Raw genomic sequence first — 19,256 nt, forward strand, 5'->3', positions numbered from 1 at the left:
GCCTCTCAGCGCACGCTGCCGCGCTTGCTGGCCGGGGCCTTGCGTGTGGACGCCTTCACCGCGGCCTTCACCGCGGGCCTGGTCGCCGCGTTCGCGGCAGCCCCGGCGGCGGCACCGGCAGCCGCGCCGGCCGCGGCGGCCGCGCTCTTGGCCACGTTCAGGGGCATGGCGGCGGCTTTCTTGATCGTCTCGCCCGCTGCGTCGAAGCTCTGCTTGACCATGGTGCCGGCCAGGTTCTTCGCGGCATCGGTCGCGCCGTCCTTCATGGCCTGGGTGGCCAGCTGCGTGAACTGGTTGCTGAGCGCCGACCACCACTGCATGGGGTCCACCGCACCCAGGCCGGGCAGGGCGGGCGCCTCGGCGGCCTTCGCGGCTTTCGTGGCCTTGGCGGCAGGCTTGTGCGCCTTGGGCGCGGCCGCCGCAGGCATGCCCGGCATCTCCGGCAGCTTGTACTCGGGCATGGGCGGCACCTTGAGCGTCTCGCCCAGCTCGGCGAGGGGCACGTTCATGGACTTCAGCGTGGACAGCGTCATGCGCTGCACCTCCAGCGCCTGGATGGTGGCGCCCAGCATGCGGGCGTTCTGCTCCAGCCAGAACTGCACGGTGCGCAGCTCCTCGATGCGCTTGGAGAGCTCCTCCGGGTTCAGCGTGGGGGCGACCCACTGGCCGATGCCCGGCAGGGCCGCGCCGGCGTTCTTGACCAGGCCCTGCAGGAACTCGAAACCGGGCACGAACTTGCTGAAGCTGCTGCTGTCTGCCATGGGGCCTCCTGGGGTGATGGCGCGATGGTAGCGCCAAGGCGCGGCGGACCGCCGCTCAGCGCGGCTCCGGCCAGCGCTGCGTGACCCTGAAGCCACGCGCCTGCAGGGCCTCCAGCAGGCTGCCCTCGCCGGTCATGTGCAGGGCCCCGACGGCCACCAGCAGGCGCCGGCCCTTGCCATGCAGCCGGGCGATGCGCTCGGCCATGCCCGGGTTGCGGTCGGCGATCGTGCGCTTGAGTGCGGCGCGATCGGCGGCGCTGTGGACGCAGTCGCACCACTGCTCGTAGGTTTCCAGCGTGCGCAGGTCCCCCTGGGCCCAGGCCTCGGCCAGGCGGCGGGTCTGGAGGCGCACCTCGGGCGATTCCAGCTGGCGCAGGCTCTCGCGCACTTCCTCCAGCGCTTCCTGGCGGTCCGCCGGGATCAGGGCCTGCAGCTGCAGCGTGGGGGTCTCCAGGCCGGCGAACTCGAGCCCGCGCAGCCGGGCCTGGATCATCAGCCCCATCTCCTGGCCGAACTCCGCGCCCAGCCCGTCCCTGCGGGCACTCTGGGCCAGCAGCTGGCCCACCTGCAGCACGGGGTGCAGCGTGGCGTAGGGTGTCAGATCCGTGCAGCTGCTGCGGGCGAGGGCCTGCATGCGGGCCTTCAGATCCGGGGGCAGGGGGAGCGAAGGACGGCCCGGCACCGGGCTCATCAGGGCCTGCAGCACATAGACATTGCTCAGGTCGAGCTCCAGGGCCAGGGTGTCGCTGGCGTCCAGGGCCGCCTGCAGCCGCGGGCCCGGGATCAGCCACTCCGGCCGCCCCAGGTGGATGCTGGCGAAGAGCCAGGCACTGCGGCCGTCCTTCTCGAGCTGCCACAGCAGGCCGCGGTCCGGCGCGCCGGCCGGCGGCTGGGCCAGCAGGGCGGGATTGGGCGCCGACAGCGGCGGCGGGCAGTCCTGGGCCTGGGCGGCGCCCGCCAGCCACAGAGCGAAGAGGGCCGCGCCGCAGCGGCGCAGGCAGTGTCGGACCAGATTCATGGGCGCTCCACGGTGAATTCTCCCGCGTGCTGGCTGAACTTCAGCCGGCCCAGCACGTCCATGCCCAGCAGGGGGGCGTCCAGTGTCGGCAGCACGACCACGCGCAGGCGCGGCGCCTGCAGGCCGCCCTCCAGGCTCAGGTCCACCTCGGCCGCGTAGCCATCGACCACGCCGCCGGCCGTGTTGCTGCGCAGGGATTCGAGGGGCCGCAATCCCAGCTGATCCGCGAGGGCACGGGGCAGGGCCGTGGTGGTGGCGCCGGTGTCGACCAGGAAGACGGTGTCCCGGCCCGCCAGCCGGCCTGGCCAGTGGAAGTGGCCGTCCGGGCCCCGCTGCAGGCGCAGCTCGCGCTCGTTGAGGGTGAAGCGCGGGCGTTCGCGCTGGTGCTGCCAGGCCAGCACCGCCAGGAAGACGGCAGTGAGGATCAGCAGCCAGATCGTCAGCAGCTTGAAGGTGGAAGGCAATTCCTGGCTCATGTGCGCACGATGCCACAGCTTTGAGGGACAGGCGTCGCATGCGCGCACGTGCGCCCCTAGGCCGGCTCGCCAGCGGCGGGCAGCTTGGCTATTCTGGGCGGCCAATGCAACAGGACGTTGCATATCCGTGTCCTCCGGTATCCAGGATTCTCGGGAGATTCAAGGATGTTCACTGCCTCCGCCGCCCCTTCCGAGCCCCGGCCCACGGCCTGGGCGATCCGCGTGCATGACCTGGGCCAGGCCCGCGCCTTCTATGGCGAGCTGCTGGGCTGCAGGGAGTCCCCGCCTGCCGAGTGCGCCCTGAGCTTTGACTTCTTCGGGACCCATCTGGCCGTGTGGCCGGACGACACCGATGCGCCTGGCGTGGCCCCGGGCCCGCTGGACGCCTGCCTGGCGCTGCCGCAGTGGCGCAACCTCGCCCAGCGCCTGATGGCCGCGGGCACCCGCTTCGAGGTGCCGCCGCATTGCGAGCAGGAGGGCCGGGCGGGCGAGCGCTGGACCATGTTCATCCGCGATCCCAGCGGCAATGCCCTGGAGATCCGCGCCGTCGGTGGCGCAGCTCCTCGCTGGCATTGAGTCCGGCGCCATGAAAAAGGCCTCCGCAAGGGGAGGCCTGCTGCGCCGCGCCTGGCCGGGGCCAGGGCGATGATCAGAAGCGGCGGCGGGCCATCGGCGCACCGCCGGCGCGGGGCTCCAGGTGGCGGAAGGTGATGCGGCCCTTGTTCAGGTCGTAGGGCGACAGCTCCAGCGAGACCTGGTCGCCTGCCAGGATGCGGATGTTGTGGCGGCGCATCTTGCCACCGGTGTAGGCCACCAGCGAGTGCCCGTTCTCCAGGGTCACGCGAAAGCGCGAATCCGGCAGCACTTCGTCGACCTTGCCGCGCATCTCGATCAGTTCTTCTTTTGCCATGGATCTGTCCTTTGTTGAATCGTTGGTGGTCCGACGCCGCCGGCCGGGCCTGGCCGCTGCCCCACGCCTGAAGCAGCAGGAGGCTGCCGCGAGGGGCTGCAGGGGAGCCATCGGCTGACGGGCGCCTGCGCGGCGGGAGCGGCACGCGCGGGCTGGAGCATTTCAGGGACACGCGGACGGGGCCACCGACCGTGTGCGTTGCGGGTGTGCAGTTCAGGATTCCGGGCTGGACAGGCGGGCCCTGCCGGTGTCAGGAATCGATGAGCCAGACGAGCTTGCCTGGGGTCGCGGGCGTCCCCCGGGAAGGACGGCTGCTGGCCGTGGCGTCCGTCGGGCCGCTCGGGCCGGGGAGGGACGCACAGAATGCTGCAGAGGAAAGCGAGACGGCAGCAATGGGACGCAGTTTAACAGCCGTCCTTGCAACCCGCCCCCTGGCGACCGCCCAGGATGCCAACTGTGGCCGCCTTCGCGGGCCCAGAAGGCCTGGATCGCCGGCCTGCGGCGCGCCTGGCCCGGTGCGCGCTGGGTAACGCCGGCCGGGCGGGCGCAGGCTCAGGCGCGCGGCGGCGGGCTGCCCAGCTCGCCCTTGAGCCGCCAGGCCAGGCCGGCGAGGCCCAGCACGCTGAAGCCCAGCACGGCCCACAGCGCCCAGCGCTTGCGGGCGGCGGGGTCCTCCCAGGCAGGCGGCGGTGCCGGCGCAGCCTGGACTTGCGCCGTACCCGGCCGGGCCTCGGGCAGCTGGTACTCGCTGCCGGGCTGGTAGCCGGGCATCAGGGTCTGCAGCGCCAGGTGGCCGGGGCCAGGCGCCGGTGCCCCCAGCTGCAGGCGCAGGCCCGCCAGCTGGGCCGGATCGGCCGGCAGCAGGGTGACCAGCTGGGGCGGTCGCCACAGCCACTCCAGGCTCAGCGCGCCCTGGGCCAGTTCCGCCGGCACCGGCCCTTGCGCCACCAGCCGCCACTGGCGGGCCGGCGCGGCCTGGACGGGCTCGGCGGGCGACTGCCCCTCCACGCCGCCACGCTGCATGCGCCAGGCGACGAACTGCTGCACCGGCTGCCAGGCCTGGCCGTCCTGCTGCCGCTGCTCCAGCCGCAGGCTCAGCAGCTGGTTGAGGGCCGGCAGCCGCACCCGCAGGGCCTCCGGGCGCAGGGGCAGGGGCAGGTCCAGGCGCCAGCGGGGCGCCTCACCGGCCTGCGGGGCCTCGGGCCGCCAGGACAGGCTTTCGGTGACCAGGTCCGGGCGTTGCCGGCTCTCGGCGCTCAGCGTGACGGCGTGCAGCTGCACCGGTGTCTTGAATTGAAGGCGCAGGTAGGGAGGCAGGGGCTGGTCTGCGGGCCAGTCGATGCGCCTGAGCTTCAAGGCGGGCGCCGCGGCGGCGGCGGGCAGGTCCAGCAGCTGGGCGCTGCGCAGGGGGCGCCAGTGCAGGGCGTCGTCGCTGGCTTGCAACTGCACGGTCAAGGCCTGCCCCCCGGACGCAGCCGCCCAGTCCAGCAGCAGGTCCAGCGGGCGTTCGCCGGGGTGGCGCAGGGCGGACAGGTCCAGCAGCCAGCGCGCACTGCCCGGCGCGCCGGTGCCCGCCGGGGGCTGGGCGCGGGTGTGCGTCTGCAGGTGGCGCACCCGGCCTTGCTCGTCAAGCTCGATGTCCAGCGATCGCGCGGCATCCGCGGGCTGCGCGCCGGCCGCCTCCGGCCAGGCCCACAGCGGCACGGTCGCCTCGCGGCGGGACTGCCCGTCGGGCGGCGGGCCTGCCCAGGCGCTGGGCAAGACCTGACCCTTCGCATCCAGCACCTGCACGGACTCCACCCCCGCTCCGGGGGCTGCACCCAGCAGTGCCCAAGGCAGGGCCAGGCGCTGCAGGCCACCGCCAGGCTGCGCTTGCAGCGGCGCCCAGACCAGGACCGGCGCCGGCGTGGCCTGGCTTGCCGCGGGGGCAGTCGGTCCGGCCTGTGCGGCACCCAGGTTCAGGCAGATGCCCAGGACGACGGTCCGGCAGGTGGCGAGGGCCAGGCCGCCCGGGCCCGGCAGCGGACGCGGGGACCTCATGCGCCCGCCTTTGCATCGGTGCCGCCGGCGACCGGCGGCAGGGGGGCGACATAGCCGATCACCAGCATCAGCAGGCCCACGACGAGGAAGCTGGCAATGCGCATGAGGCTGTTGAGCATGGCCAGGTCCAGCAGGAAGAGCTTGAGCACCACCACGCCCAGCAGGCCGGCGCCCAGCATCCAGGCGCCGCGAGCCAGGCGCGGGGGCGCACGGCGGGTGGCCCAGCCCATGGTCGCCAGCGCGCAGAGCGTCCACAGCAGGCTCAGGCTGGTCTGCACCAGGCTGCTGCCCAGGGCACCGTCCAGCCACAGGGGCGTGCCGGCCCACAGGCTCAGGCTGCGCACCAGCAGGCTGTTGAGCCAGAAGAAGGCCAGGCCCGCGCCCCAGCGGAGCCAGCCGCCGCCCAGGCGGCCATCGGCTTCGCTGCGGCCCAGGCGCAGCGCATACAGCAGGGCCAGACCATGGGCGAGGTCCAGCGGGTTGAGCAGAGGCAGCGAGGGCAGCGGATCCATGCGGCCGTTGCCCAGCAGATTCGCCAGCAGGCTCCAGCCCATCAGCACCGCCAGCCAGGGGCGCAGCACGGTCTGGCGCAGCCAGGTCTGATGGGGCAGCAGCGGCCAGCGTCGGGCAAGGCGCGGGCCCAGCATCGCCAGGCAGGCCAGGGTCGGCAGCACGATCAGCGCGGCGGGCGTCCAGGCCTCGTGGCGGCCGATATGGGCGACGGCCAGGGCATACGGCAGGGCCGCGGCATGCAGCAGCAGATGCCAGGCGCCCAGGGTCAGCAGGAACTGGCGGGCGGGCAGGCCCGCGCTGTCCGCGTCGGCGTCCTGGCGCCACAGCAGCCAGGCGGCGGCGAGCAGGCCCAGCAGGGCGATCTCCAGGCCGCCCTGGCGCAGCAGCAGGGCGTCGGCGCTGCCCTCCATGCGGGCGAGCGCCAGCGTCAGCCGGGCCAGGCCCAGGACCAGACCCAGTGCCGCGAGGCCCTGCGCAGCCACGCCCAGGGCCGGCCAGCGCAGGCGGCGGCGCAGACCTTCACCGGCCAGCGCCAGCAGCGCACTCCAGCCGGCGGCCAGCAGCGCCTCGCCATAGCGTGCCTGCTCCCACTGGGCCAGCTCCTTCACGCCGCCCGCCCACAGCTGCACGAGGGCGCCGGTCAGCAGCATCCACGACATCACCGGTTCGGCGAAGCTGCGGGCCACGGCGCTGTCGCGGGGCTGGCGCTGCAGGGCATGGCTGCTGAACAGCAGGGCCGCTACCAGCAGGCTCAGGCCCAGCCAGGCGCTGTTCATGAAGAGCCAGCCGCCCGGGGCAGGGGCTTCGCCGGCTCGATGGCCCCAGTAGGCCAGGCAGGCCAGGACCTGCAGCAGCAGCCCCATCACCGCGGCCCAGCGGCGTTGCTGGCGCAGCGCGATCCACAGCACGCCGGCGCCCTGCACGGCCCAGGCGGCGCTGGTCCAGCGGGCATCCAGGGCCAGAGGGGTCACCAGGGCCAGGAAGATCAGGCCCAGCGCCAGCATGCCCTCCACCAGCACCAGTACGCGCTCGCCCGCCAGGCGCAGCAGACGGCGCCCCAGCACCAGGTAGAGGCCGGACAGCACGGCCGCGCTGAAGGCCAGGGCCAGGGGCTGGTGCTGCAGCATGGCGGACTGCAGGCCGAAGGCGGCGATGGGCGTGCCGAAGAGCAGGCTGCCGTCCACCAGGGCCAGGTCTTGCCCCGGCTCGCTGCGCTCGATCATGTGCAGGGTGTACTGCACGCCGATGTAGAGATACAGCAGGAAATGGGCGATCAGGAAGGGCTCGGTGCTCGCGAAGAGCGCGGGCTGGTAGGCGCCGAAGCCCCAGGCCGAGGCGATGGCCAGGGTGAAGGCGAACCCCTCCAGGTGCAGCAGCTTCCAGGGCTTGTGCCGGGCGATGGCCGCGATGCTGACGTTCAGCAGCAGGTAGTAGCTCAGCAGCGCCACATGGCTGCCCTGGCCGGTGGACACAAGCACCGGCGCGAGGAAGGCCCCTCCGAAGCCCAGGGCCGCGAGGGGGAGGGCGTCCTGCTTGAGGGCCAGGGCGGTGATGGCGGCGCACAGCAGGGCCATCAGGCCGAAGCTCAGGCCAGCGGGCATCAGGCCGTAGAGCCGGAAGGCCGCGAACAGGGTCATGTAGGCGATGCCAACGCCCGCGCCCTGCAGGCTGAGGCCATAGCCGCGACGCCGGGGCGTGAGGCGCAGGCCGAGCGCCGTCAGGCCCAGGCCGCCCAGTGCGCTGCCGGCCAGGCGCCAGGCCAGGGGAATGACGGCGTGCTCGGCGGCATAGCGCAGCAGCAGGCCCACGCCCACCAGCAGCACCAGCACGCCCACACGCACGATGGTGTTGCCGCCGCGGAACCACGCCAGCACGCTGGCGCCCAGGCTGCTGGTGACTGTCAGGCTGCGTTCATCGGGCTCCAGGGCGGGGTCGGGCAGGACCTTGGCGGCCGGGGCGGGCAACGGATCTGCCGGCAGCGCGCCGGCTGGATCTTCGGCCACCTCCAGCGCAGCAGGGGCGGTAGGGGCGGCGGGCGGGGCGAGCACGGAGGCGAACTGCCGCACGGTGCTTTCCGCCAGCGAGGCCGGCGCCACAGGGGGCGCGGCGAAGGTGGCAGGGGCTGTTGGAGGTGCCGTCTCGGGCGTGCTTGCAGACGTCCTCGTGGTGGCCGCTGCCGGACCCGAGGCCGGGGTGGTCACCGAGCCCGGCGAGGACTGCATCTGCTGCTGCAAGCCTGCGACTTGCTCCTGCAGCTGGCTCACGCGGCGATGCAGGTGGGCCGCCACGCCGCCCATCACGGCGCCCAGGGCCACGAAGCCGCCCTCGCGCCAGCCGAACCAGTCGCCCAGGATCCAGGCCACGAAAAGGCCCAGCACAGGTCCCAGCACACGCATGCCATCCTCCTTGCGCTTCGCGAGCGCTTGTCCTGCCGCTGCGGGGCGGCGTCTGCGGCGGATTGTGGCAGGGCGCCTGGGGGCTTCAGTCCCCCGCCTGGGGGTGATGGACGGGGCAGGTGGCACCGGGTGGCGCCAGGCGGCCGTCGCCATAGGAGCGCAGCACCTGGGCCACATGCACCTGGTAGCCCTGCAGCCAGCGGGCCTGCTGCCGCTTGGCCTCCAGGTGGGCCGGGTGCTGCATCAGGGCCTGCAGCGCTTCCAGGGACTCCCAGTAGTAGACGTTGCTGACGAGGCCGCGCTCGGCGTTGTCCCAGCTCTCCTCGCCGAGGTAGCCGGGAAGGGCGCGTGCGGCCTCGGCAATGGTGGCATCCAGGGCATGGAACTCGGCGTCCCAGTCGCCCTTGGCGAAGATGAAGGTGGCGGTGTACATGAGGCGTCTCGGCGAGGCCGCGTTGGCAAGATCGGGGGAGACCTGCGCGGTGCAGGCATGACCGGCAGCACAGGAGGCCGCCGCGGGTTCATGAGTATGCTGGCCGCTTCCCTCTGACCAGGCCCTTGCCATGCCCACGATGAAGCTGACCCTTGCGACCTGTGCGCTGTGCGCGCTGCTGCTGGGCGCCTGTGCCAGCCCGCCCGCGCCGGGCGCTGATGCGGAGCCCGCGCTGAAGGCCCTGGCCCGCGGCTATGTCGAGGCCCAGTTCGCCTTCGACCAGGGGGCGCTGCAGCGCCTGACGTCGCCGCAGTTCGTGGAGGTCTCACCCCGGGGTGAGGTGGACGAGCGCGCCGCCGTCATCGGCTTCTATGCGGCGGACAGGAAGACCGCCACGCCGCCCCACCGGGTGCTGGACCAGCAGGTGCGAGTCAGCGGCCCGACGGCCGTCGTCACCCAGACCCTGGAGATGGGCAGCAGCCCGCGTCTCGTGCGCATGACGCAGGCGCTGTCGGCCACCTGGACGCAGGGGCAGTGGCTGCTGACCTCCTCGCAGACCACGCCGCTGCCGCCGCCGAAGCAGCCCTGAATCCAGCGGTCGAACTGGGGGTCAGGTCTTGCCTGCCCCCAGCCAGAGCAGCAGGGCGATGGCCAGGAAGGCCAGCCACGACAGGTGCCGGCCGCGCGTGAACACCAGCGGAAAGAGCGCCGAGAGCGCGGCAAGGCCGCTGAAGACCTGCAGCACAAGCCGCGTCTGCAGCGGCCCCTGCGCGGCCAGCAACACCAGGGCAGCCAGGGCCCACCACACCAGGGTCAGCAGGTGCCACACGAAGCGCAGCGTGCCTGTCGTGAAGGCGGTGCTTCCCAGCAGTGCCGGCAGGTTCTCGTGCTTGAAGAGCCGGCGCAGCAGGTAACGCTCGCCCAGCCAGGAATGGGCCAGGCCGGTGAGGAAGATCAGCAGTGCGGCGAGGGTCAGCAGCATGGGATGCCAGCCTAGGGCCATTGCGCAGGCCGTGCGTCGACCGCGTTTCACGGATGTGCGCTCTGCGGCGCCGGTCGACCCTCAGTGCCTGAAGCCGATGTTGCGCTGCTGCCGCACTTCGGGCTTGACGCGGTGCTCGGCCTCCAGCTGCTCGAGGAACTCCTCGGCGCCGGGCGTCTCGCCCAGGATCTCGCCCTGCTGGCGCACGGCGGCGAAGTCCCCGGGGGTGAGGCTGTCCAGGCGCTGCAAGCGTTCGCGCTGGGCGGCCGTGGGGGCGGCACCGGCCTCGCGCTCGAACATGGTCCAGCGCTGCTCGGCGCGCAGGGGCTTGAAGCGGATCTTGAAGGCGAAGCGGCGCAGCGCGGCCTCGTCCAGGTCCTCGAAGAGATTGGTGGTGCAGATGAAGATGCCGGGGAAGCGCTCCATGCCGGCCAGCATCTCGTTGACCTCGCTGACCTCGTAGTGGCGCTCGGCCATGCGGCGGCTGCGCAGGAAGCTGTCGGCCTCGTCCAGCAGCAGCACCGCGCCCTCCTGGCCGGCGGACTCGAACATGCGGGCCATGTTCTGCTCGGTCTCGCCGACGAACTTGCTGGAGAGGTCGCTGGCCTGGCGCACCATCAGCGGCCGGCCCAGCTGCTCGGCGATATGCTCGGCCAGGGCGGTCTTGCCTGTGCCAGGCGGGCCGTAGAAGCAGAGGTTGCCGTGCCCGCGCTTGCGCAGGGCCTGGACGATGCGGGCGACCTCATAGCGGGATTCGCAGTTCAGCAGGTCCAGCTCGTACTGGGTGACGCGGCGCCGCTCCTCGCGCTCCTGCGACTGGTGGCCCAGGGCGCGGTCGGCGTTGAGCAGCTGGCGGTCGATCAGGCGTTCGTAGCTGGCGGCCGATTCCTCGTCGCAGGTCAGCTGCGCAAAGCGCACCGCGGTGCGGATCTGGGCCGGCGTGAGGCCGCGGCGCGCGGCCAGGCGCTCGCGGAATTCGGCCGTCACCGGCACGTCGGCCAGGGCACGCTGCACCAGGCTCAGGCGTGCGCCGGGCGGCGGGGACTTGAGCTCGAGGTGGTACTGGAAGCGGCGGCGGAAGGCCGGGTCGATCTGCTCGATGCGGTTGGTGACCCAGATCACCGGCACCGGGTTGCTCTCCAGGATCTGGTTGACCCAGGCCTTGCCGCTGACCGAGTTGCCGCTGGGCATGTCCAGTGCGGAGTCGAGGCGGGCCATCAGCTGGACGGTGTCGCCGGACAGGGGCGGGAAGACGTCTTCCACCTCGTCGAAGAGCAGGGCCACATTGCTGCTGGCCTTCAGGAAGACCTGGCTGATCTGCAGGGAGCGGTAGCGGTCGCGGCCGGAGAGGGAGTTGCCGTCGCGGTCCGCGTACTCGACTTCATAGAGGTCCAGGCCGGCCGCCTGCGCCGCCACCTTGGCCAGCTCGGTCTTGCCGGTGCCCGGCGGGCCGTAGAGCAGCACGTTGACGCCCGCCTGGTGGCGCGCCACCGCATGGCGCAGCAACTGGCCCAGCAGGGCGAGGTCCTCGGCGACGAACTGGAAGTCCTGGGCCGAGAGCTCGCTGCGCGTGGCCGGCCGGGTGAAGACGGCCATGAGGTCGTTGGGATCGCGGTACTCGCGCATCAGCACCGGCGGGAGCTGGTCGCTGACCTTCATCAGGTCGGCCAGGTCGGTGATGTTGTGCTCGGAGATCAGGTTCTCCACCATGCCGATGCGTTCCAGGCGCGAGCCCGCGCGCAGGGCCTCGGCCACCTCGCGCTCGTCCACGCCGGCCACGGCCGCGATGGCGGCGAAGGCCTCCTGCGCGTTGTTGACCTTGAACTCCACCAGCGCCCCGCGCAGCTCGCGCTGGTAGCGGGCCAGGGTGCCGTAGAGCAGGATGGCGCGCTCCGCCGGGTTGAGCTGCAGCAGGTGGCCCAGCGAGGCGATGTTCTTCTCGACCAGGGTGGACTCGCGCTTGAGCTGACGGTCCAGGTGCTCGCAGGTGCTGGCCAGCAGGGCCATCATGTCCTTGGGAGAATCCTTGATGTATTCGTCCAGGTAGAAGAAGAGCGTGGCCTCGGCGAAGGGTCCGTTCCAGACGCCGTGGCGTTCGAGGAAGCGGGTGTCGTCGAGTTCCGTGTGTCCGGCCCAGAGTTCGTTGTGGGCGCAGCGCTGGGCGAGGTAGGCCCGCAGGCGGGTCAGCACGCGCTGCGGCCAGACGAGGTGGCGGCCGGTGAAGGAGAGAAGGCCGTTGAAGTCGCGCCGGAGGTTGAAGCGGTTGGCGTGCTTGACCGTCAGCGTGAGCACGAAGTGCGAGCACATGCGGTCCATCACGGGGGCGTCCCGGAGGCCTGGCGATGCCAGGACGCGCAGCTCTGCCAAACGCTTCACCATGGGCCTCTCCTCACAGAGGATGAATGGAACGCCGGGCTGTCAGGCCCGGCGTCCGACCCATCTTGGCGCAGGGAAGGCGGAAGGACAAGTCCCGTTCGGGGTCTGGTTTCGTGAACTCTCTCGCAAAAGACGCCAGGGGAACGGGGCCGTGACGCGATGATCAAGCCCCGCGGCGGCACGCGGTGCCTCAGTGCATGACCACGGGCTGCTGGCCCATGTTGGCGTAGCGCTCGATGAAGTCGTCCAGCTCTTCCTCGCTGGGCTCCTGTTCGATGAGGGCTTCCACGCCTTCCTGGAACTGCTGGGCCAGGGCGCCCTCGATGAAGATCTCCTTGCGGGAGAACTTGTCGACGATCTCGAAGCCTCCCCGCTGCAGGGCGGGAAGCTCACGGCCGTCATGACGCAGCTGCTCGACGGGCACGTCGAACTGCACCACGATGAAACTGGGGGAGTTGTAGAGCATGTGCATGATGGACTCCTGTGACCAGCAACTGCGGTCGGCAGGACCGGTTTCAAGGGGAACCGGCCTGCTAACGGCCTCGACCGCGATCAAATAGTGGCAGAAAGCCTGGCTGATCGGCGGATGGCGGGTCTTTTATTTGTGGCAGGCGCGTCACAAATCACACGGCCGGGCGCGCCCCGGGGCTGGCGAGCTCGTCCTGCAGCTCCATTTCCCAACCTTCCTCCTCGCCAATCTGCTGGTGCAGTCGCACGGGCAGGTACTGGCGGGCGGGATCCAGCCACACATCGAGGCGGGTGTCGTGCGGGCCCAGGCCGCCGCGCTGCAGATGCCACAGTCCGCCCTCCTGGCCCAGCACGCTGAACTGCCAGCGGTGCAGGCCGCCGCGGATCAGGGCCACGGGCATCTCGAAGCGCTGCCCCGGCAGCGGCGCGCCGTGCTGGATCTGCCAGGCCTGCAGCAGGGCGGGCAGCTGCAGCCACCAGGACAGGCGGTCCTGCGTGGCCGGCGCCAGGGGCTGCAGCTCGGTGCTGGCGGAGTAGCTGATCACGCCCTGCTCCCGTCGGAAATTGAGCGCTTGCATCTCGCGCGTGCCGCGCAGCACCGCGAAGCGCAGCGGCGCCAGGCCCAGGGCATCGCGGCGACCTTCGCTGCGCCAGCCGGGCAGGGGATGGCCGGGCAGCTGGCGGCGCAGCTGCAGGGCGTAGTCCTCCCCTTGGGACTGCCAGTGCAGCCAGGCCTGGCCTTCGACGCCGGCCTGGCGCAGGCGGTAGCGCCAGAGGCCCTCGCCCTGCGGCGGCAGGGCGGCCAGGTCCTGGGCCGTCATGGCGGCGTCCGCGGCGTCTTCGGGCGCCGAAGCGGGCAGGGCTGGCGCCGCGAGGGCTTGCGTTGCCGCGGGCGCCGGCTCCGCCGCGGGACGCTCCGGGCTCCTGGGCTTCGGAGCTTCGGCCGGCGCGGCGGCCTGCGGCGGTACCCTCACGGCGGGCCGGGCCGCCTCGCGCAGGCTCAGCAGCACCGGCGCGCTGTGCAGGGCCGGCGGCTCCTGGGCCGGCCAGCTCGTCAGCAGCCAGGCGTGGGCCAGCAGGGCCAGGCCCACGGCCGCGGCCAGGCCCCGCCCGGGCCGGGGGGCCAGGCGGTGGGCGGGGCGGGGCGCAGGAGAGGCTCGGCTCATTGGACAATGCGGTGCATGCAGGAGTGTCACCCACGATGAAACTAGCCACCTACCGAGACGGATCCCGCGATGGCCAGCTCGTGGTCGTCTCCCGGGACCTGAGCCAGGCGCACTACGCCAACGGCATCGCCTCGCGTCTGCAGCAGGTGCTGGACGACTGGAATTTTCTCGCGCCACAGCTGGAAGACCTCTTCCTCACCTTGAACCATGGCAAGGCCCGCCATGCCTTCGCCTTCGAGCCGGTGCGCTGCATGGCGCCCCTGCCGCGCCCGCGGGCCCTGCTGCAGGGCAATGCCTACGCCGAGTTGCAGGCCCTGCTGCAAGGCCGGGAGGCAGCCTCGGAGCCCGTGCTGCTGCGCGGCCCGGCGGAGTCCCTGCAGGGTCCCACCGAGCCGGTGCGCCTGCCCAACGAGGCCCTGGGCCTGGACTTCCAGCCCGGCCTGTTCGTCGTGTGTGCGGATCTCGCCCAGAGCGCGAGCCCTGAGCAGGCCCTGGAGGCGGTGCGCCTGCTGGGCCTGTCCTGCGACTGGACCCTGCAGCAGCTGGCCCTGCGCGAGCGGGAGGCCGGCCTGGCTCAGCAGCTGAGCCAGCTGGCCTGCACGCTGGCGCCTGTGCTGGTGACGCCGGACGAGCTGGGCGAGGCCTGGCGCGAGGGCCGTCTCAAGGGCAGCCTGCAGTCCCTGCTGAACGGCCGCAAGTTCGGCCCCATCGACCTCGGCGCCGGGCTGCGATTCGGCTTTGGCGATCTCATCGCCCAGGCCGCCCGCCTCAAGCCCCTGCGCGGCAGCGTGCTGGTGGCCAGCGGCCCACTGGGCCCGGCCCGGCCGCGCCAGGGCTGCGCCAGCCTCAGTCACCGCCGGACCCTCGAGGCCGACGAGAAGGGCGGCGTGCAGACCGGCTTCATGAAGTGGGGCGACAGCCTGCGCGTGGACCTCAAGGGCGCGGACGGCCAGAGCGTCTTCGGTGCCATCGACCTCGACGTGCTGAACCTGAGCGATCCCGATCCCCAGGACGCTGCGGCGGCCCCGCAGGCGGAGCCTGAGCCCGAGGCGGCGGCCGAGCTCGAATCCGCTGAGCCGGGCACCGAACCGGGCACCGAACCGGGCCAGGAGGTGGCGGAATGAGCAGCGCCGGCCGCCAGGCCATCGTCATCGACACCGACCCGGGCCAGGACGATGCCATCGCCATCCTGCTGGCCCTGGCCAGCCCCGAGCTGGAGGTGCTGGCCATCAGCACCGTGGCCGGCAACGTGCCCCTGGCCCTGACCAGCCGCAATGCCCGCATGGTGTGCGAGCTGGCGGGCCGTCCGGACCTGCCCGTGCATGCCGGCGCGGACCGCCCGCTGCTGCGCCCCCTGGTCACGGCCGAGCACGTGCACGGCAAGACCGGGCTGGATGGCCATGAGCTGCCTGCGCCCACCATGCCGCTGCAGGCCGAGCACAGCGTGGACGTCATCATCCGCAGCGTGATGGAGCGCCCTGCCGGCAGCGTCACCCTGTGCCCGCTGGGCCCGCTGACCAACATCGCCCTGGCCCTGCAGAAGGAGCCCGCGCTGGCGCAGCGCATCGGCCGCATCGTGCTGATGGGCGGGGGCTGCTTCGAGGGCGGCAACATCACGCCGGCCGCCGAGTTCAACTGCTATGTCGATCCGCATGCGGCGGCCGTGGTCTTCGGCAGCGGCGTGCCCCTCACCATGGTGCCGCTGGACTGCACGCACCAGGCCCTGACCAGCCCGGCGCGTATCGCGGCAATCCGGGCCCTGGGCGGGCGCATCGGGCCGGCGGTGGCGGGTTGGCTGGCCTTTGCTGAGCGGTTTGACGAGCAGAAGTACGGCCAGCAGGGCGGCCCTCTGCACGACCCCTGCGTGATCGCCTGGCTGATCAAGCCCGAGCTGTTCCGAGGCCGGACCTGCAATGTCGAGATCGAGACCCAGAGCCCGCTGACCCTGGGCATGAGCGTGATCGACTGGTGGGGCGTGACCGAGCGGCCGCGCAATGCGCTGGTGCTGGGCGAGGTGGACGCCCAGGGCCTCTTCGATCTCATCACCGAACGCCTGGGCCGCCTGGCCCGTCACCTGGAGAAGGCCTGATGATGGCGGACCCAATCTGGCTCGACGACTCGCACGATGTGCGCGATGCCGCCACCCTGCGCGCGCACTACGAGCGCACGCCCACACCGGCCTCGATCTTCAAGGAATGCCGCGAGGTCCATCCGCTGTACCGCCGCTACATCGAGGCCGCGCCCTTCGTGGTGCTGGCCACGCGCGGGCCGCAGGGGCTGGACACCTCGCCGCGCGGCGACGCCCCCGGCTTCGTGCAGGTGGCGGACGCCAGGACCCTGCTCCTGCCCGATCGCCGCGGCAATGACCGCATCGACAGCCTGCGCAACATCCTGCACGACCCGCAGGTGGCGCTGCAGTTCCTGATCCCCGGCGTGCCCGAGGTGCTGCGCGTCAATGGCGAGGCCCGCATCAGCGCCTCACCCGCGCTGCTCGAGCGCTTCGTGGTGGATGGCAAGCGGCCCGCCACGGTGCTGGTGATCACCGTGAACCTGGTGTTCTTCCAGTGCGCCCGTGCCATCAAGCGCTCGCGGCTGTGGGACCCGGCGGTGCAGCGCGACCGCAGCGAGCTGCCCTCGCCGGGCGAGATCCTGCAGACCCTGGAAGCCAGCTTCGATGGGCGGGCTTACGACGCGGCGCTGCAGGAACGGCAGGCCCGGACACTTTACTGAAGCGCGGCGCCCCGGCGCCGGGCTGGCGTGCCGCAGTGCCGTGCCGGGCCGCGCCGCGGCCGCCCGGTGGCTCAGGGGATCGGCACTTCCGTGCGGATCTGCGAGAACCAGTCGCTGTGGTCCTCGACTTTTTCAGGGGGCATGCCGGCAAAGTAAGCCGGCGTGGCCCGGTTGGTGAAGTTCTCGGTGTAGTAGACCACCATCGCCGTCTGCCGCCTCAGGTTCCAGCTGGGCTTCCATCCCAGTCCTGCAAGTTCCGGCGACGTATAGCTGACCGTGCGTGCGCCACCGATCCAGCCGGCGGAGAAGGTGTAGTCGAGGGTGGGGCCGATGCCGCTCTTCTCCCAGGCGTAGACGTTGGTCAGGGTGCTGCCCGCCACTGGCGTCCAGGTCAGGGTCGGGCGAGGACCGGAGCCGTTGGGAGCGGCACCCAGCGCCAGCGGGTTGGCGTAAGTCGGCAGCTTCAGGGGCTGCACCGCGCCGCTGACAGAGACATAGCTGGCCGAGCGACGGGCCGTGACATTGCCCTGGACCAGGCGGGCGGTCGCCGACACCCTGTAGCTGTCGTTGCTGCCGAGCACGCCGGCCGGCACCAGCGGGTAGGACAGCGAAGTCTGGCTGTCCGCCGCCAGACGGATGCTCGCGCTGGGGGAGTTCAGGGTGGCGCCCACGGCCAAGGTCTCGCCAGCGACGGGCGTGTAGTCGGTCAACGTGCTGGTCTGGCTCGGAGCGGGCAGCGCGATGGCCTTCGCGAAGTCGAAGTTCACCTCTGTGATGGACCGCATGTCCAGGTCGCGCTGGATCACCAGCGAATCGGCTGCGCCGCTGGCATTCAGGTGCACCGCAAAGGCGTCCATCCGGTCCTTGGGCACGCTGTAACGCGACTGGTTGAGGGTGTCGCAGCTGCCAGGCGAGGGGGCCAGGGAGCCTAGAGCCACCGCGCATGTGCCCGACGCCGGGGCACCCTGTTGGGTGAACCGCACGGCCGTGTAGTCCATGCGGCCCGGGTCATTGCGTCGGCTCAGGTCGATGGTGGCGGTCTCCGCCCGCGTCAGGTGAAAGGCCATCACCTCGGGTGGCATGTCCGAGGTGTTCGGCGAGTTGGATTCAGCGACCAGCATCACGGCGTACTTGCCGGCCTTGTCCTTGACCTGGAAGCTGAAGCCGCCGTTGCTCCGCGCCGCCACCTGCCAGGGGCCGTCGCCGTCCTGGTAGGCCATCCAGTAGGCGTAGCCGCCATAGGCGGGCAACGTCACCGCGACGGGCCCGGCCTGGCTTGCAACGACCGGACCGGTGGGGGTGCCGCCCATATCCCCGGTGCCGCCACCCCCTCCGCCACACGCGGTTAGCAACGCCGCGACGACGCCCAGCGACAGCAGGCCCACCTGACGGTAGGCGGACTCAAACCTTGCCATTCTGATCCCTCCCAGCCTCATCTCGAGGCTCTTTCACTGATGTTCTGAAGTTGTGCGCCGCCTTGCGCGGCGGCGCGATTCTGGCACGTCGTTCGTTTCGCTCCCTTCCCCCGGGAGGGGGGCGCCGCGCGGTCCGCATGTCCGTGTCCATCGTCAGGGCGTGCCGGTCTTCCTACAATCAGGGCCATGAACGCCCCCACCGCCCCCCGCTACACCCGTGGCAGCGCCCTGCCGGCCCTGCTGAAGCAACGCATCGTGATCCTGGACGGGGCGATGGGCACCATGATCCAGCGCTACAAGCTCACCGAGGCCGATTTCCGCGGCACGCGCTTCGCCGACCATCCCAAGGACCTCAAGGGCAACAACGACCTGCTGGTGCTGACCCGCCCGGACGTCATCAGCGAGATCCACGAGAAGTACCTGGCCGCCGGCTCGGACATCATCGAGACCAACACCTTCGGCACCACCTCGGTGGCCCAGGAGGACTACGGCCTGCAGGACTTCGCCTATGAGATGAACGTGGCCGCCGCCCGCCTGGCCCGCGCCGCCTGCGACAAGTACAGCACGCCCGACAAGCCCCGCTTCGCCGCGGGCGCCCTGGGCCCGACGCCGCGCACCGCCTCCATCAGCCCCGACGTGAACGACCCCGGCGCCCGCAATGTCGACTTCGACACCCTGCGTGCCGCCTACTACGAGCAGGCCCGCGGGCTGCTGGAGGGCGGCGTGGACCTCTTCCTGGTCGAGACCATCTTCGACACGCTCAATGCCAAGGCCGCGCTCTTCGCCCTGGACGAGCTGATGGAAGCCACGGGCGAGCGCCTGCCGGTGATCATCTCCGGCACCGTGACCGACGCCTCGGGCCGCATCCTCTCCGGCCAGACGGTGACCGCCTTCTGGCACTCGGTGCGCCATGCCAAGCCCCTGGCCATCGGTCTCAACTGCGCCCTGGGCGCCACGCTGATGCGGCCCTATATCGAGGAGCTGGCCAAGGCCGCGCCCGAGACTGCGATCAGCTGCTATCCCAATGCCGGCCTGCCCAACCCGATGAGCGACACGGGCTTCGACGAGACGCCGGACGTCACCGGTCGCCTCATGGCCGAGTTTGCCCAAGCCGGCTTCCTCAACATCGCGGGTGGCTGCTGCGGCACCACGCCCGAGCACATCGCGGCCATCGCGGCCAAGGTCTCGGCCTACCAGCCGCGGGCCTGCGGGCACAAGCTCTTCAGCGAGCTGGTCGCGGCATGAGGCGCCTGCTCCTGAGCTGTCTGCTGGCGGGCCTGGGTGTTGCCGCCCAGGCCGAAGGGTTCCTGCCGGTGGCAGAGGGCCTGAAGCCCCTGAAGCAGCGCCTGCAGGCGATCGCCGAGGAAGTCCGCCCGCTGCGCCTGCGTCTGCAGCAGGCGCCTGCCGCCGACGAGGCGAAGCTGGCCGTCCAGGAGCGCGCCCTGGCGTGGTCCCGCCTGCAGGACCTGCTTGATGAGCAGGCCCGGCTCCAGGGCGAGCTCGACGAGGCCCTGCTGGCCGCCCGTGACCCCCTGCGCCAGCACTGAGGTCCCGGCATCGCGGCCCGGCACC

The 19,256-nt window shown here is 71.7% G+C and carries 19 protein-coding genes; 7 read left to right on the forward strand and 12 right to left on the reverse strand.

Annotated features, from left to right (window positions below; genetic code table 11):
- Positions 1–5 precede the first annotated feature (5 nt).
- Genes ABDJ40_RS00620 through ABDJ40_RS00630 form a run of 3 tightly spaced genes read right to left on the reverse strand, consistent with a single transcriptional unit; the run spans position 6 to position 2,255 of the window.
- A complete protein-coding gene (locus ABDJ40_RS00620) occupies positions 6–761 on the reverse strand; it encodes a PhaM family polyhydroxyalkanoate granule multifunctional regulatory protein (protein ID WP_347604712.1) in 756 nt (251 codons plus the stop codon).
- A gap of 55 nt (positions 762–816) precedes the next feature.
- A complete protein-coding gene (locus ABDJ40_RS00625; RefSeq protein ID WP_347604715.1) occupies positions 817–1,779 on the reverse strand; it encodes a TraB/GumN family protein in 963 nt (320 codons plus the stop codon).
- Positions 1,776–2,255, reverse strand: coding sequence for a retropepsin-like aspartic protease family protein (locus ABDJ40_RS00630; protein WP_269632316.1), 480 nt, complete (start codon positions 2,253–2,255; stop codon positions 1,776–1,778). The genes ABDJ40_RS00625 and ABDJ40_RS00630 overlap by 4 nt, the downstream gene beginning before the upstream one ends.
- A gap of 165 nt (positions 2,256–2,420) precedes the next feature.
- Here ABDJ40_RS00630 and ABDJ40_RS00635 point away from each other — a divergent pair, with 165 nt between their 5' ends.
- Positions 2,421–2,831 (forward strand): VOC family protein, encoded by a 411-nt coding sequence (locus ABDJ40_RS00635; RefSeq protein ID WP_347604719.1) that lies wholly within the window; start codon positions 2,421–2,423, stop codon positions 2,829–2,831.
- Between the two features lie 73 nt (positions 2,832–2,904).
- Here the strand turns inward: ABDJ40_RS00635 and infA are convergent, their stop codons facing one another.
- The 4 genes from infA to ABDJ40_RS00655 all read right to left on the reverse strand — a co-directional run bounded on the left by infA (position 2,905) and on the right by ABDJ40_RS00655 (position 8,547).
- A complete protein-coding gene (gene infA, locus ABDJ40_RS00640) occupies positions 2,905–3,165 on the reverse strand; it encodes a translation initiation factor IF-1 (RefSeq protein ID WP_269632314.1) in 261 nt (86 codons plus the stop codon).
- Positions 3,166–3,717: 552 nt separating this feature from the next.
- The gene (locus ABDJ40_RS00645; protein WP_347604723.1) at positions 3,718–5,205 is read right to left on the reverse strand and encodes a DUF3999 family protein; all 1,488 of its coding nucleotides are present in this window, start codon (positions 5,203–5,205) and stop codon (positions 3,718–3,720) included.
- The gene (locus ABDJ40_RS00650; RefSeq protein WP_347604726.1) at positions 5,202–8,114 is read right to left on the reverse strand and encodes a DUF2339 domain-containing protein; all 2,913 of its coding nucleotides are present in this window, start codon (positions 8,112–8,114) and stop codon (positions 5,202–5,204) included. The genes ABDJ40_RS00645 and ABDJ40_RS00650 overlap by 4 nt, the downstream gene beginning before the upstream one ends.
- An 85-nt stretch (positions 8,115–8,199) precedes the next feature.
- On the reverse strand, positions 8,200–8,547 hold the full coding sequence (locus tag ABDJ40_RS00655; protein WP_347604729.1) for an antibiotic biosynthesis monooxygenase family protein: 348 nt from the start codon (positions 8,545–8,547) through the stop codon (positions 8,200–8,202).
- A 130-nt stretch (positions 8,548–8,677) separates the two neighbouring features.
- On the opposite strand from ABDJ40_RS00655, the gene ABDJ40_RS00660 reads away from it, so the two are divergent.
- On the forward strand, positions 8,678–9,136 hold the full coding sequence (locus tag ABDJ40_RS00660) for a nuclear transport factor 2 family protein (protein WP_347604732.1): 459 nt from the start codon (positions 8,678–8,680) through the stop codon (positions 9,134–9,136).
- Positions 9,137–9,157: 21 nt separating this feature from the next.
- On the opposite strand, the gene ABDJ40_RS00665 is transcribed toward ABDJ40_RS00660, so the two are convergent.
- The 4 genes from ABDJ40_RS00665 to ABDJ40_RS00680 all read right to left on the reverse strand — a co-directional run bounded on the left by ABDJ40_RS00665 (position 9,158) and on the right by ABDJ40_RS00680 (position 13,539).
- Positions 9,158–9,529, reverse strand: a complete 372-nt coding sequence (locus ABDJ40_RS00665) for a hypothetical protein (protein ID WP_347604735.1) — start codon at positions 9,527–9,529, stop codon at positions 9,158–9,160.
- Between the two features lie 81 nt (positions 9,530–9,610).
- Positions 9,611–11,908 carry an ATP-binding protein gene (locus ABDJ40_RS00670; protein ID WP_347604738.1) on the reverse strand — a complete coding sequence of 766 codons (2,298 nt, stop codon included), beginning with the start codon at positions 11,906–11,908 and terminating at the stop codon, positions 9,611–9,613.
- A gap of 187 nt (positions 11,909–12,095) precedes the next feature.
- A complete protein-coding gene (locus ABDJ40_RS00675) occupies positions 12,096–12,377 on the reverse strand; it encodes a BTH_I0359 family protein (RefSeq protein WP_269632307.1) in 282 nt (93 codons plus the stop codon).
- Positions 12,378–12,528: 151 nt separating this feature from the next.
- The gene (locus tag ABDJ40_RS00680; protein ID WP_347604741.1) at positions 12,529–13,539 is read right to left on the reverse strand and encodes a DUF3108 domain-containing protein; all 1,011 of its coding nucleotides are present in this window, start codon (positions 13,537–13,539) and stop codon (positions 12,529–12,531) included.
- A gap of 35 nt (positions 13,540–13,574) precedes the next feature.
- On the opposite strand from ABDJ40_RS00680, the gene ABDJ40_RS00685 reads away from it, so the two are divergent.
- Genes ABDJ40_RS00685 through ABDJ40_RS00695 form a run of 3 tightly spaced genes read left to right on the forward strand, consistent with a single transcriptional unit; the run spans position 13,575 to position 16,269 of the window.
- On the forward strand, positions 13,575–14,663 hold the full coding sequence (locus ABDJ40_RS00685; protein WP_347604744.1) for a fumarylacetoacetate hydrolase family protein: 1,089 nt from the start codon (positions 13,575–13,577) through the stop codon (positions 14,661–14,663).
- The gene (locus tag ABDJ40_RS00690) at positions 14,660–15,628 is read left to right on the forward strand and encodes a nucleoside hydrolase (RefSeq protein ID WP_347604747.1); all 969 of its coding nucleotides are present in this window, start codon (positions 14,660–14,662) and stop codon (positions 15,626–15,628) included. Before ABDJ40_RS00685 ends, ABDJ40_RS00690 begins: the two co-directional genes overlap by 4 nt.
- The gene (locus ABDJ40_RS00695) at positions 15,628–16,269 is read left to right on the forward strand and encodes a pyridoxamine 5'-phosphate oxidase family protein (protein WP_347604750.1); all 642 of its coding nucleotides are present in this window, start codon (positions 15,628–15,630) and stop codon (positions 16,267–16,269) included. The genes ABDJ40_RS00690 and ABDJ40_RS00695 overlap by 1 nt, the downstream gene beginning before the upstream one ends.
- Positions 16,270–16,340: 71 nt before the next feature.
- On the opposite strand, the gene ABDJ40_RS00700 is transcribed toward ABDJ40_RS00695, so the two are convergent.
- Positions 16,341–17,684, reverse strand: coding sequence for a hypothetical protein (locus ABDJ40_RS00700; protein ID WP_347604753.1), 1,344 nt, complete (start codon positions 17,682–17,684; stop codon positions 16,341–16,343).
- A gap of 186 nt (positions 17,685–17,870) precedes the next feature.
- On the opposite strand from ABDJ40_RS00700, the gene ABDJ40_RS00705 reads away from it, so the two are divergent.
- The gene (locus ABDJ40_RS00705; RefSeq protein WP_347604756.1) at positions 17,871–18,929 is read left to right on the forward strand and encodes a homocysteine S-methyltransferase family protein; all 1,059 of its coding nucleotides are present in this window, start codon (positions 17,871–17,873) and stop codon (positions 18,927–18,929) included.
- On the forward strand, positions 18,926–19,231 hold the full coding sequence (locus ABDJ40_RS00710) for a hypothetical protein (protein ID WP_347604759.1): 306 nt from the start codon (positions 18,926–18,928) through the stop codon (positions 19,229–19,231). Before ABDJ40_RS00705 ends, ABDJ40_RS00710 begins: the two co-directional genes overlap by 4 nt.
- Positions 19,232–19,256: the final 25 nt, after the last annotated feature.

This window comes from Roseateles flavus, from assembly GCF_039872765.1.
Taxonomy (GTDB): domain Bacteria; phylum Pseudomonadota; class Gammaproteobacteria; order Burkholderiales; family Burkholderiaceae_C; genus Roseateles_B; species Roseateles_B flavus.

What these genes read in the sequence shown, in the direction of transcription:
- ABDJ40_RS00620 (WP_347604712.1), bottom strand. Translation starts at nt 761, where the DNA reads ATGGCAGACAGCAGCAGCTTCAGCAAGTTCGTGCCCGGTTTCGAGTTC.
- ABDJ40_RS00625 (WP_347604715.1), bottom strand. Translation starts at nt 1,779, where the DNA reads ATGAATCTGGTCCGACACTGCCTGCGCCGCTGCGGCGCGGCCCTCTTC.
- ABDJ40_RS00630 (WP_269632316.1), bottom strand. Translation starts at nt 2,255, where the DNA reads ATGAGCCAGGAATTGCCTTCCACCTTCAAGCTGCTGACGATCTGGCTG.
- ABDJ40_RS00635 (WP_347604719.1), top strand. Translation starts at nt 2,421, where the DNA reads ATGTTCACTGCCTCCGCCGCCCCTTCCGAGCCCCGGCCCACGGCCTGG.
- infA (WP_269632314.1), bottom strand. Translation starts at nt 3,165, where the DNA reads ATGGCAAAAGAAGAACTGATCGAGATGCGCGGCAAGGTCGACGAAGTG.
- ABDJ40_RS00645 (WP_347604723.1), bottom strand. Translation starts at nt 5,205, where the DNA reads ATGAGGTCCCCGCGTCCGCTGCCGGGCCCGGGCGGCCTGGCCCTCGCC.
- ABDJ40_RS00650 (WP_347604726.1), bottom strand. Translation starts at nt 8,114, where the DNA reads ATGCGTGTGCTGGGACCTGTGCTGGGCCTTTTCGTGGCCTGGATCCTG.
- ABDJ40_RS00655 (WP_347604729.1), bottom strand. Translation starts at nt 8,547, where the DNA reads ATGTACACCGCCACCTTCATCTTCGCCAAGGGCGACTGGGACGCCGAG.
- ABDJ40_RS00660 (WP_347604732.1), top strand. Translation starts at nt 8,678, where the DNA reads ATGCCCACGATGAAGCTGACCCTTGCGACCTGTGCGCTGTGCGCGCTG.
- ABDJ40_RS00665 (WP_347604735.1), bottom strand. Translation starts at nt 9,529, where the DNA reads ATGCTGCTGACCCTCGCCGCACTGCTGATCTTCCTCACCGGCCTGGCC.
- ABDJ40_RS00670 (WP_347604738.1), bottom strand. Translation starts at nt 11,908, where the DNA reads ATGGTGAAGCGTTTGGCAGAGCTGCGCGTCCTGGCATCGCCAGGCCTC.
- ABDJ40_RS00675 (WP_269632307.1), bottom strand. Translation starts at nt 12,377, where the DNA reads ATGCACATGCTCTACAACTCCCCCAGTTTCATCGTGGTGCAGTTCGAC.
- ABDJ40_RS00680 (WP_347604741.1), bottom strand. Translation starts at nt 13,539, where the DNA reads ATGAGCCGAGCCTCTCCTGCGCCCCGCCCCGCCCACCGCCTGGCCCCC.
- ABDJ40_RS00685 (WP_347604744.1), top strand. Translation starts at nt 13,575, where the DNA reads ATGAAACTAGCCACCTACCGAGACGGATCCCGCGATGGCCAGCTCGTG.
- ABDJ40_RS00690 (WP_347604747.1), top strand. Translation starts at nt 14,660, where the DNA reads ATGAGCAGCGCCGGCCGCCAGGCCATCGTCATCGACACCGACCCGGGC.
- ABDJ40_RS00695 (WP_347604750.1), top strand. Translation starts at nt 15,628, where the DNA reads ATGATGGCGGACCCAATCTGGCTCGACGACTCGCACGATGTGCGCGAT.
- ABDJ40_RS00700 (WP_347604753.1), bottom strand. Translation starts at nt 17,684, where the DNA reads ATGGCAAGGTTTGAGTCCGCCTACCGTCAGGTGGGCCTGCTGTCGCTG.
- ABDJ40_RS00705 (WP_347604756.1), top strand. Translation starts at nt 17,871, where the DNA reads ATGAACGCCCCCACCGCCCCCCGCTACACCCGTGGCAGCGCCCTGCCG.
- ABDJ40_RS00710 (WP_347604759.1), top strand. Translation starts at nt 18,926, where the DNA reads ATGAGGCGCCTGCTCCTGAGCTGTCTGCTGGCGGGCCTGGGTGTTGCC.